The 12,143-nt window shown below is 47.7% G+C and carries 8 protein-coding genes; 3 read left to right on the top strand and 5 right to left on the bottom strand.

Annotated features, from left to right (window positions below; all coding sequences use genetic code 11):
• Window positions 1-33: 33 nt before the first annotated feature.
• Both secA2 and ACZ5Q7_RS02515 read left to right on the top strand, forming a co-directional pair.
• A complete protein-coding gene (gene secA2, locus ACZ5Q7_RS02510) occupies window positions 34-2,415 on the top strand; it encodes an accessory Sec system translocase SecA2 (protein ID WP_343752164.1) in 2,382 nt (793 codons plus the stop codon).
• Window positions 2,416-2,419: 4 nt separating this feature from the next.
• Entirely contained in the window at window positions 2,420-3,298 is an 879-nt protein-coding gene (locus ACZ5Q7_RS02515; RefSeq protein WP_343752165.1) for an accessory Sec system S-layer assembly protein, read from the top strand.
• Between the two features lie 150 nt (window positions 3,299-3,448).
• Here the strand turns inward: ACZ5Q7_RS02515 and ACZ5Q7_RS02520 are convergent, their stop codons facing one another.
• A complete protein-coding gene (locus ACZ5Q7_RS02520) occupies window positions 3,449-4,321 on the bottom strand; it encodes an IS3 family transposase (RefSeq protein WP_464433047.1) in 873 nt (290 codons plus the stop codon).
• A complete protein-coding gene (locus tag ACZ5Q7_RS02525) occupies window positions 4,318-4,614 on the bottom strand; it encodes a transposase (RefSeq protein WP_464433048.1) in 297 nt (98 codons plus the stop codon). Before ACZ5Q7_RS02525 ends, ACZ5Q7_RS02520 begins: the two co-directional genes overlap by 4 nt.
• Window positions 4,615-5,334: 720 nt before the next feature.
• Between ACZ5Q7_RS02525 and ACZ5Q7_RS02530 the strand changes: the two genes are divergently transcribed.
• A complete protein-coding gene (locus ACZ5Q7_RS02530; protein WP_343751526.1) occupies window positions 5,335-5,523 on the top strand; it encodes a hypothetical protein in 189 nt (62 codons plus the stop codon).
• 423 nt (window positions 5,524-5,946) lie between these two features.
• Here the strand turns inward: ACZ5Q7_RS02530 and ACZ5Q7_RS02535 are convergent, their stop codons facing one another.
• The 3 genes from ACZ5Q7_RS02535 to ACZ5Q7_RS02545 all read right to left on the bottom strand — a co-directional run bounded on the left by ACZ5Q7_RS02535 (window position 5,947) and on the right by ACZ5Q7_RS02545 (window position 12,017).
• Window positions 5,947-8,340, bottom strand: coding sequence for an S-layer homology domain-containing protein (locus ACZ5Q7_RS02535; protein ID WP_343751527.1), 2,394 nt, complete (start codon window positions 8,338-8,340; stop codon window positions 5,947-5,949).
• Between the two features lie 129 nt (window positions 8,341-8,469).
• Window positions 8,470-10,509 (bottom strand): S8 family serine peptidase, encoded by a 2,040-nt coding sequence (locus tag ACZ5Q7_RS02540; RefSeq protein ID WP_343751528.1) that lies wholly within the window; start codon window positions 10,507-10,509, stop codon window positions 8,470-8,472.
• Window positions 10,510-10,595: 86 nt separating this feature from the next.
• Window positions 10,596-12,017, bottom strand: a complete 1,422-nt coding sequence (locus ACZ5Q7_RS02545; RefSeq protein WP_343751529.1) for an S-layer homology domain-containing protein — start codon at window positions 12,015-12,017, stop codon at window positions 10,596-10,598.
• Between the last annotated feature and the right edge of the window lie 126 nt (window positions 12,018-12,143).

The following is a 12,143-nucleotide window of genomic DNA, read 5'->3' on the forward strand; positions in this document are numbered from 1 at the left end:
AGTCACGATCATAACAGTTAAGGAGTACTGGTCATGCAACTTCTCAAAAACCGAAAACAATCAAAAGATTATCGCATGCTCAAAACATATTATAAAACCGTTGATAAAATCAATCAGCTGGAGGCGGATATCGAACGCTTGACCGACCAACAGCTCAGCGATAAAACTACCGAATTCAAGGATCGCCTGCAAAACGGAGAAACGATTTATGACCTGGCACCGGAAGCCTTTGCGGTCGTGCGGGAAGTGTCGCGACGTGTGCTCGGCCTGCGCCATTATGATGTGCAACTCATCGGCGGACTTGTGCTTTTGGAAGGCAACATTTCCGAAATGGCCACTGGGGAAGGAAAAACGCTCGTCGCCTCCCTGCCGAGCTATCTTGTCGCTTTGGAAGGCAACGGGGTGCATATCATTACCGTCAACGAATACCTCGCCCGGCGTGACAAGGATTTGATCGGACAGATCCATGCATTCCTCGGCCTGGACGTCGGATTGAACGTCGCCGGATTGAGCCCTGCTGAAAAACAAGCAGCCTATCAGTGTGACATTACGTACGGTGTCGGCAACGAATTCGGCTTTGACTTTTTGCGGGACAACACCGTGCAGGCGCTGTCACAGAAGGTACAGCGCTCGTATCATTACGCCATCATCGATGAAGTTGACAGTGTGTTGATCGATGAGGCCAAAACACCGTTGATCATTGCCGGCAAAGACAAGCCGAGCGACCGGTTGTATGACGTGTGTGCCCGGGTCATTAAAGGACTCAAGGAAGATGACGATTTCACCTTTGACCTTGAACTGAAGACCGTTAACTTCACGGAAAAGGGAATGAGCAAATGTGAGAGCGTCTTCGGCGTCGATAACTTGTTCGATCTGGAACATAGTTCATTGTTCCATTCACTGCTGCAAGCTTTACGGGCACGTGTGTTGTTTGAACGGGACGTCGATTATATTGTTGAACAGGGAGAAATCAAACTGATCGACATGAACACCGGCCGTGTCATGGAAGGGCGCAGTCTCAGTGACGGCCTGCACCAGGCGATTGAATCCAAGGAAGGCCTAGTCAATACGGACGAAAATAAAACCCACGCCTCCATCACCGTGCAGAACTACTACCGGATGTATCCGAAATTGGCCGGCATGACCGGTACCGCGAAAACGGAGGAAAATGAGCTGCACAAAATTTACGGCATGGGTGTTGTAACGATCCCGCCCAACAAGCCGAACCAGCGCGTCGACCTGACCGATATGGTTTTCATGACGCGGGAACAGAAATACGACCAGCTTGTAAGCGAAGTGCAGAATCGCCATGACAAGGGACAACCCATACTGATCGGAACCACCTCGGTCCGTCAATCGGAACAGGTCGCTGCGTATTTGGACAACCATAGCATATCGTATCATCTCCTGAACGCGAAAAGTGTCGAACAAGAAGCCAACCTAATTGCCATGGCCGGACAAAAGGGACAAATTACGATCGCGACGAATATGGCCGGACGTGGAACGGACATTATGCTCGGCGAAGGGGTTGCTGAACTCGGCGGCCTGCACATCATCGGCACCGAACGCAATGAAAGCCGCCGCATTGACAACCAGTTGAAAGGCCGCTCGGCACGCCAGGGAGATCCGGGTTCGACCCAATTTATTATTTCGCTGGAAGACTATCTGTTCATCCGCTATGCCTCTGATGAGTTGGAACGCATGAAGCCAAAATTGAAAGAAGGACGACATGGGTTCATTAAATCCGACAACGTTCATAAATTGGTCGATACAGCACAAAAAATTAGCGAAGGCATGGCGTATCAATTCCGGGATTTCAATTTAAATTTAGAAGATGTCATCAATGACCAGCGCCGTGTCGTGTACCAGCTGCGGGACCATTTGCTGGAGGCGGATAACCCGATCGCCTTTATTACCCGGCAGACGAGTGATTTGCCCGAGCAGTTAATCGCAACGTACTGTCCAAACGATGTACCGGACGACTGGGACATCAACGGACTGGAGCAAGCATTGGATGCCATTTTGCTTTCCGATGTCGCATTTAGCGACACCGAATTCGAAACTGTGGAAAGTATTAAAACGCATATCCAGCCGTTTATCGACGACCACCGGAAAATGCTGCAATCATTAGAAGAAAACGACCAACTGCAAACAGCCGCACGTGCTCAAGGGTTGTTTGTCATCGATTCCCTATGGAAAAAACATTTGGACCAGATGACCCAGCTAAAAGAAGGCATCGGTATGCGCCAATACCAGCAGGAAAACCCGCTCGATCTCTTTAAAAAAGAAGGGTACCGGCTTTTCGAGGAAACACACGAGGAAATCATGTACCAAATGGTGGACCGCTTGCAACAGATTTATCAGAAAGTACGGAAGCAGGAAACCTCCGACAACACGGCCAGAAAGGAAGGGTAAGCACATGCTTGGTTTTTCCAAAAAGAAAAAGAATAACGACGCGAACGACAGCGTCGACGCCGCTGCCTATATGGATTCAGTTACGGAAACGGACGAACAGGAAGGCTTGGAAACCAACCTGTCCATTCCGGACGACTGGACCATCCCGAACGAGGATCGATACGTTTACGCATTCCATAACACGGAAAGCCCGAAGCTTAAAGCCAACCAAATCTCCATCTACGGTATGGAGTTGTCGAAGCTGAAAAACAACAGCTTCGTCGCCACCGCTCTCATCCGTAATACGGTGACTAAGTCAATCCAATTCGGCCCGACGACCATTTTGTTGCTCGGACCGGATAAAGAAGTGATCGCCAAGAAGGAATTTGACCTCGGCCGGCTCGGTGACATCCCGCCGAATGGGGCACGCCCGTGGACATTGACGTTCCCGACAGAGGACATTATTCAGGACATGGACACGCCACATGAATGGTCCCTCGCCTTCGAGCTGAAGAAAAAACACCAGCTGGATCTCGAGGAATCATGGGAACAATCCATCGCGGATGAAACGAAAGCCAACCTGGAAAAAGTCGTCGAAAACGCGCAGCCATTGAAACCTGGCGAAATGAATTTCATGGGACTCAGTGCGAAACGGCAGGATGATGGTGGACTGGCCGTCACTATTCTCATTCGCAACGGCTCGGATAAAAATGTAAACCTCGAGCAAGTGCCGCTCGGCTTCAAAGATGCAACGGACGATGAAATTGCCAGGGGCAGCTTTAAAATGGACAACTTCACGATCAAGACCAATACGAGCAAACCGTGGACCTTTATTTTTCCCGCTTCCATGATTAAGCAAGACGACATCGACCTGTCCCGATGGCAAGTTTACCCCATTCAATAAGGCTAAAGAGGAAGACTATCGCCCAATGAAGCGATAGTCTTTTTTATATGGTGGTCGCGGCGCGGGAGTTGCGCGAGGTTGAGAGGGAGTCGCGCGAGGTCGGGGTATGCTCATGACCCTGTCAAGTAGACACCATAAAAATCGTGCAAATTATGCTGTTTTCAACCGATAATCAACCGGACTCATTTTTAGTTGGTTTTGTAATCGTTCATTGTTAAAATAGCGCATATAGGCGTCTATTGCGTTTTTAATGTCAGCCAACGTTTCCATCTTATAGAAACAAGGTGCTTCTGTCTTGAAGTGGCTGAAGAAATTTTCAACGCAAGCATTGTCCCAGCAATTACCTCGACGGGACATGGATTGGGTGATGCCCATTTCCTTTAGACGCAGCCTATATCCGGGATTTGTGAATTGGATGCCCTGGTCGCTATGCAGGATGGCACCTTTCTCAAATCCCTTTTTCTGTAATGTATTCAAGGCGTCATAGACCAGTTCTGTTGATTGATTGGTATCCATGGAATACGCTACGATTTCACGGTTAAATAAATCCTTTATGGCGCATACATAAAGCCAGGGATGATGGCTTCCATGGACCGGAACATATGTGATATCCACTCCCATTTTAATGCCGGGTCTTAAAGCTTTGAAATCACGATCCAGAACATTCGGTATGTCCCCATAAGGCTGACGCACGCCCTTTTTACGCTTTCGTCGGATTTGGCAACGCAAACCATATTTTTTCATGACGCGTGAGATGCGCTTTTCGTTAACAATCATGTGATAGGAATGGTCCAGTTCCGTTTTGATTCGCTCACGTCCGTACGTCCCCCCGTGTTTTCGATAAATCTCTAATATCTTCTGGTAAAGCCTCTCATCTGTCTTATCCTGTTCATAGCTTTCTTTACGGGATTTCCATCTGTAATAGCCCGAACGGGAAACAGAGGTGACGTCAACTAATTTAGCTATCGAATACACGCCCTCATATTCTCGTATGAATTCAAATTCAGCCTGTTTACGTCTCACCTCCTTTGAAGATCCAATAACTTTTTTAAATACATCACCTCTAATTTCAAGGACTCATTCTCTTCTTCAAGAGACCGTTCCCGGGCATGATGACGATCTTTCTTTTTGGAACCACGTTGGTCCTTTAAGGCTTCATAGCCGCCCTTAAGAACTTGATCACGCCATTCATAAATGCGGTTACGATGCGTTAGGTCATATTCCTTCACCAATCGGCTGGAGGGGTACCCCTCCATGTACTTCTTAACAACCTCCACCTTTTCGTCATATGAATACTTTTTTAGTTTCTTCCCCATAAATAATCGCCTCCCCATCAACAAACTAACATACATGGTTGCACGATTTTAATGTTGTCTATTTTATGGGGACAATATCAGTAGAGCTGCGCGAGGTTGGAGGGGTGTCGCGCGAGATTGGGGTGGAGCTGCGCGAGGTTGGAGGGGTGTCGCGCGAGTTGAGGCGCTTGTTGCGCGACCTGTCTCGATTACTGCGCGAGTTTCGCCTCGTGCTGCGCGACCTTGCCGATTATCGCGCGAGTTTCGCCGTGAGCTGCGCGACCTCGTCCAATTATTGCGCGAGGCGTGGGCGCGATGGCACACATTGCTGCTTCTGTGCTCAAGTGCGCTATTTTAATTGGTCGATTTTCGGCAGCTGCCGAAAATCATCTTTTAAGATACAAATATACCACGTGAGGAAAGCATACCATTGCGAGAGTTGCGCGAGATCGGCGTGGAGCTGCGCGAGGTTGGAGGGGTGTCGCGCGAGTTGAAGCCCTTGTTGCGCGACCTCCCCCAATTACTGCGCGAGTTTCATCTCGAGCTGCGCGACCTTGCCGATTATCGCGCGAGTTTCGCCGTGAGCTGCGCGACCCCGTCCAATTATTGCGCGAGGCGTGGGCGCGATAGCACACATTGCTGTTTCTGTGCTCAAGTGCGCTATTTTAATTGGTCGATTTTCGGCAGCTGCCGAAAATCATCTTTTAAGCTACGAACATACCACGTGAGGAAGGCATACCATTGTGGGAGTTGCGCGAGGTTGACCAGGAGTTGCGCGAGATCGGGGTGGAGCTGCGCAAGATTGAAGGGGCGTCGCGCGAGTTGAGGCGCTTGTTGCGCGACCTGTCTCGATTACTGCGCGAGTTTCGCCTCGAGCTGCGCGACCTTGCCGATTATCGCGCGAGTTTCATCTCGAGCTGCGCGACCTAGCCAATTATCGCGCGATTTTCCACCTGAGCTGCGCGACCTCCCTCGATGATTGCGTACGTGAGCACTAAAACGATGCGGGCTAGGACAAAAGATGTTTAGTTAAAGAAAAATCCGAACGATGATTCATAAACAATCTGAATCAGTTCGGATTTTTCATTTAGCGCAGGAAAAACACGAAGACTCCTGCGGGATGAAAAGTCTAGATGAGACCCCGCAGTGCGATAAGCACGAGGAGGCTCAGCAGCGCCCGCGGCAAAGAAGACACTGTGAAAGCGACGAAAGGAAGCTTAAACAGATGTCGCGCTTGTGCCTGGCAAGGTGAAAGCGCAGTGTTTTTCCGGAGCGGTGATTACTTCTTAAATATATTGTTCGTATTTAGAAGTGATTTGTTTAGTTATGTCCCAGCCCGCATCGTTTTTCTAGTTATCCTTTTTCTTCCAAGTAATCCTGATGTGCCCACGCTTCATCGCCTTTATAAATGATTTTGTAGTAATCATTCTTTTTGATATAGTCGCCGTTATCGCCAATAGCGCCGCTTACGATATCGCCATTCGTTAAATGGCCGATCGATTCGGTATCTTTATTCGGCTCCGGCCGCACATTCAGAACAGTCCTTATATTGACAACTTCCAATGGGTTTGGTTTTTCAAGGAAATCTCCGGAGACCCAACCGGTTTGTTCATCACTTTTAACTTTGTACCAGTTGCTGTTCCCACTGATAACGACCACGGTGGTTCCTTTAGGAAGCATTGTTTTCACATGGCCCCATGGATACGTGCGGATATTCAGATCAGACGAGGTCGCATAGGTTTCCCCTTCTTCCGATTCATCTATTGCAAATTTATCTTCACCTGTTGGTTTTTGACCGGCATCAGGTGACTGTCGGTATTCCGGTTTCTCAAACTGTAATGCAAAACGGTCCATCAATCCAGCTTTATCGTACATTTTTTCAATTCGTCTGGCTTGAACCGTCGCCCATTCCACATGGGTTGCATATTGATGATTTCCCGGAACTTCCGGATTCCATCGCATTTTATACAGTGTATCCTGCCCTTGACCGATATAGCCATTCGTAATAAAACGGGAACCGCCTATAACGGCTTCTGACGGCGAGAACCACCCTTCTTCATACGCACGTTCGGCACCGCATTCTTTCGGGCAGCTATCATACGCTCCGATACCGAACATATTATAAGTTGTTTTGATGTCTGTTAAATCATCTTTATTGTCAGACGTTACATATTGCGGTTGATGGTTTTTATCGAGACCAACTTTCAGGCCGCCAGCCAATGCGGACGTGCCATCACCTGTTTCATGCAAGGCATGAGCGATCAAATAGATAACATTAATATCATGTTTTTTTCCCGATTCAATAAAAGCTTCAGCCGTTCCTTTTAGGCTGCCTTTATAAGCAAGAATTTGGTCATTGATAGTATCTGCCTTCAAACCTGGTTCATAGGACAGCTTCAGAAATTGAAAAAACTCTGGTGAGCCTTTCTTGAAGTTATTGGGATTGGCGTAGTATGACATTAATTCGTCGCTTGCTATAAATTGACCACCACCGTCCAATTTCGGATACCGTTGCTGACTCATCGCGTAAGAAAAGCTGATATTATACGAGGTGGTCGTATAATTATTTTCAGCTGGGTTATCCGGTTGTGGTGGCTCCTGTCCTGAATCCGACTCTTCATCTGATGAATCGGAGTCTTCATTTGGCTTATCTCCATCCGGGTTATCCGGTTTCGATGAGCCCGACCCTGAGTCCGACTCTTCATCCGATGAATCGGGATCTTCATTTGGCTTGTCTTCTCCCGGGTTGTCCGGATTCGATGCGTCTGACCCTGAATCCGACTCTTCATCTGATGAATCGGAGTCTTCATTTGGCTTGTCTTCTCCCGGGTTGTCCGGTTTCGATGAGCCCGACCCTGAATCCGACTCTTCATCTGATGAATCGGAGCCTTCATTTGGCTTGTCTTCTCCCGGGTTATCCGGTTTCGATGAGCCCGACCCTGAGTCCGACTCTTCATCTGATGAATCGGAGTCTTCATTTGGCTTATCGCCATCCGGATTGTCCGGTTTCGATGAGCCCAACCCTGAGTCCGACTCTTCATCCGATGAATCGGAGTCTTCATTTGGCTTGTCTTCTGGTGTTTCGTCTTCATTCGAGTCATCATTAGCTGATGAGTCCCCGATCATGTCGGTCGAAATCATGGACTGATGTAAAAATGTCGCGAATTGTCCTCGCTTCACCGCTTCTTCTGGCCGAAAATGATCAAGCTGATTGGTTATATCATGCTGTGCCAAAATCTTTACATTTTCGCGGTGCGATTGATTGACATTATCCAGATTGATGTCCGGATTGGTTCCGTCATCCTTTAAGTCAAACGCACTCACAATGGTGGTCGCCATCTGCTCCCGTGTCATATCGGCATTCGGGAGAAATGAACCATTTGATCCCGCGAATATTTCCGGCGTTACCGCTGCAATCTTTGTCGCATACATATCGTTTGCATCGACATCATCATATCGGCTTAAACGTTTCTCCGTGCTCGCTATGTCACTCAGACCTAGCGCCTCATAAAAAAGAATGGCTCCGTGATTTCGCTGCAATTGTTTGTGCACGCCAAACTCACCGTTTTCATAACCGCTTACAACATCTCGTTTTGCCAGTTCCATAATGGCGTCATAATGGGAATTGGACGAATCCACATCATCAAACGATGGGCTTGAAGCCAACGTTAATGCAGGTGTTACCAGTAACATCCCCAACCCAACGACGCCAACCATTATCGTTCGCCATAATTCATGGCTGGTCATGCTTTTTCACCACCTCAAAAAACTCTATTAAACCAATAATAGTCTATTAAAATCTGAAAATAAAGGGGCCTTCTAACTATTTTGCAACCTTTTTAACGGTCATGGTTGCCAACGACCATGGTTCGTGCACTATCCATTCATATAATTATAGAGAAACAGGGAAAAATGCTCTCTACTGATCGGCTGTTCCGGTCGGAATGTGTGATCCGGATACCCTTTGGCCATGTCATTGGCCGCAAGTATATCGATGGAATCATGGGCCCAATGACCGTTCGGGACGTCGGTAAAACGGTCGTTATACGCTCCTGTTAGATCATAGGCTGACACTAACATCGCTGCCATTTGTCCACGGGTAAGTTGACCGCCGGCATCGAAGGATACATCCTCTTTTCCGTTGATAAGATCGAGTTCAGCGGCTTTGGCAATCGCTTCATAGCCATAGGTATCGGCGTGAACGTCTTTAAAGCCGGGGTCGGATACGGTCGCCTGATCACCATCTATGTCCATTTCACTTAATAACATTTGAACAGCTTGCAACCTGGTCACATTTTGGTTTGGTTTGAATGTGCCGTCTGAAAACCCATGAATGATGCCTTGTTGCGTCAGATACTGAATTTCGTTCGCATATCGCTCGACGTCCGGAAATTGTTTGCTGATGCTGATGTCATAAGGGACCGTCGACCAGCGGTGGTGCTTGGTTTGAACATTCAAATAATACGTCCCCGCATCCGCTGTGAATGTATCATGCTCGTCCCCTCCAGCCGCTTGCGCATCCAACGTTGCCATTGGACCATCCGCATCATGTAGTTCTGCCGTCAAATCAAGCGTCTGTGATGGATTAGACAGCTTGATCGTCACTTTACTGCGTTTATCCACCTCCAAACGATACCAGTCGTTATCCATCGAATGATTGATTTTTTCACTGACAGGTTGATCAAACGCCAACGCTTTGGCCGACGCTTGTGTATTCGGTACATCGTCGCTCCAACCGTCCAAATCCATGGTTAAAGCGCGGTGTGCATTCACTTGCCCGTAGCCGAAATAACCAGTCCACTCGGCTTTATCTGGAGACACTGCACTTGCTTCCAATGCTTTTTTTAATTGAACGTTTGACCAACTCGGACGGTGCGCTTTCAGCAAACCACCTATTCCGCTCACAATCGGGGTTGCGTACGATGTCCCTTGATACGTGTCATACCGATCCCCTTTATGTACCGTGTAAATCGATTGTCCTGGTGCTGTCACATCGACTGCATCACCATAATTGGAAAATTCAGCGTGATCGCCTTGTTGGTTTGTTGCAGCAACACCTATAACAGCCGGGTATGCTGCTGGGTAGCTCGGTTCATTTATCGCTTTATTACCGACCGCAGCCACTTGCAAAATACCGGCCTCATAAGCTTTTTGAACAGCATTTTTTTCGAGTTTGCTAGATCGATAGGATACAAAACTCATATTGATAACGTCTGCACCCTGATCGATCGCATACTGAATGCCTTCCAAAATATGATAGACGGATGCCTCACCTGCATTATTAGCAATTTTGACTGGCAGCAATTCAGCGCCTAAGTCAATGCCCGAGACCCCCTCTTCATTGGCGTTGGCAGCAATGACGCCGGCCACAGACGTTCCATGGCCATTATCATCATCCGGATCACGGTCATTATTGACAAAATCATACCCGGATCGGACGCGTCCGTTCAGTTCCGGGTGACCTGCGTCAACACCCGTGTCCAAAACAGCAATCGTGACATCCGATGATCCCGTTTCCACATCCCACGCTTGGGGCATTTGAATGCGGTCCAAATACCACTGTTTGTCATTGCCGATGTCGGATGGGACGGTCGTTTTTTGGCGTATATAGTCCGGTTCGGCCATCGCTACATTGGATGCCTGCTTGATGTCGTCTAACGTCTCTGTGTAATCCATGTGATTCGGAATCCGTACCAGATTATACTGATCGCGCAGAAGTTGTTTGGATGTTATTTCCTGGATCCCCCATTTATCCGCAGCGAAATGGTGATCGTCCTTAACCTGAATAATCACCCGGCGGTTATTCACATCATTTGTCATAGATTGGCTTTCTGCCGCAGCCAATGATCCGGATGGATGAATAAGCATGACGATAAGATTGATCAAAAACATAATAGAAAGTGTTCGTAGGTACATAGGCATCCTCCATGTATAGTAATCTAGTATTTAAGACGACGGCGCTTTGACAGCTCATAACAGTCGTTCCCCTTCCAAACGGCCCGTTAGCTACTGGTTTCAACGTCGACCATGGTGCGATAAATAAAGATGGCAAATTGGGAACGTGTAATCGTTTCGTTTGGCCGGAACGGATCGGCGGTAGTGATATGATTGTGATACATGGTGTTTACTTCCTCCAGATTCCAGATCTTTTTCGCATCGTCAAATGAGTGCATCGATTCAGGTTTCTCGTAGTACGATTCGAACGCTTCACTCATAATTTGAGCCATTTGTGCACGGGTGACATACTCTTTCGGACGCAATTTGCCGCCACCGCCAAGCAAACCATTGTATTCAGCCTTTCGTAACGGCTCACGATAATCGTCAATGGATTCAGCATCCGAGGCTTGTATGTCGTAATCATCCGGGGCGTCCAGGGATAATATGTTAGCCAGAATGACCGCAGCATGCTCTCGTTTCAAACGATCATTGGAACCAAAGTCACCGCTGGGATACCCGTTTGCATAATTTTTCATAGAAACAAAGGCTTGCGCCGCCGCGCGATGATCATCCATCGTGTCGTTAAACACCATATCGTCATGACCGTCATTGATGTAGGCTGATGCGACATACCCTTTAACATCGATCCCTGACACGTGGTAATAAGCAAAGTCGTTGGCGGGGTTTGATGACTCAATGGGATAAGCATTGGTCAACGTTAAAGGGGTATACGGCCATAATGGCGTTGCATCGCCTCTGATGCCGTTATGTCTGATGTTGGCAAAACCTTCCCGTTCATCAATGAAAACCGTGTCGTTCTCGTCATACATTTGCTGGGATGGTGTGGTCGTACCGGTTTCATAATGATCGCTGTCTGGCGGGAAAAAGATCGTGTCGTTATTGTCTTTATAGTTGATATCTATATCCGGGAATTCAAAGTAGGATTCGTTTTCCCCGTAAAGAAGCGATGACTGTTCGATGCGGCGATAGATTTTCTCTTGGTATGTATCGCCTGAATGGATGGTTGGATCATTTGTTTTGGACAGACCATTGTAAGCCATAACGGCAAAATACCAGTCTTCTAAAACGGCTTTATCATGGTCATTCATCTGTGGCAGGAAGTCTAAGTTCCATTTGTTAAGTAACACTTGCGCGCCCACGCGAATGTTATACTCCGAATCCGTTTTCAACTTTTCCTTATCCACATCCATATCAACATTATCCGGTGTCACCTGCATGATGCCAATGCCGCCGTCCGATGATATATGCGGACTCCCGTCGGCATCAAATTGCTTATAATTGGATTCGTTAGCTGCAATCGCTTTTAAAATCTCAGGCGGAATGCCTTGCTCACGAGCCTCATTCGCTATTTTTTGTTTCACGCCACCCACCGGAGGATTCGTATGCCCGTCCGCATAAATCCGGGTAGGCAACAAGACGGTTGTCACAATACATACAGCGGTTACAAATAAAAACGTTTTCTTCACATTTCAAACCTCCTCAAGAAATCAATCACATTTCTATCCATTATAACGTGTTCATAGAATCAGCGCCAGTAGATTTAGAGATTAAGTGCCTGGCACCGAGATTCAGTGCCTGGCACCAAAACGATT

This window comes from Lentibacillus halophilus (assembly GCF_055395055.1).

Coding starts and splice junctions, on each gene's coding strand:
- ACZ5Q7_RS02535 (WP_343751527.1), bottom strand. CDS start 8,340: ATGACCAGCCATGAATTATGGCGAACGATAATGGTTGGCGTCGTTGGG.
- ACZ5Q7_RS02525 (WP_464433048.1), bottom strand. CDS start 4,614: ATGGGGAAGAAACTAAAAAAGTATTCATATGACGAAAAGGTGGAGGTT.
- ACZ5Q7_RS02540 (WP_343751528.1), bottom strand. CDS start 10,509: ATGTACCTACGAACACTTTCTATTATGTTTTTGATCAATCTTATCGTC.
- secA2 (WP_343752164.1), top strand. CDS start 34: ATGCAACTTCTCAAAAACCGAAAACAATCAAAAGATTATCGCATGCTC.
- ACZ5Q7_RS02515 (WP_343752165.1), top strand. CDS start 2,420: ATGCTTGGTTTTTCCAAAAAGAAAAAGAATAACGACGCGAACGACAGC.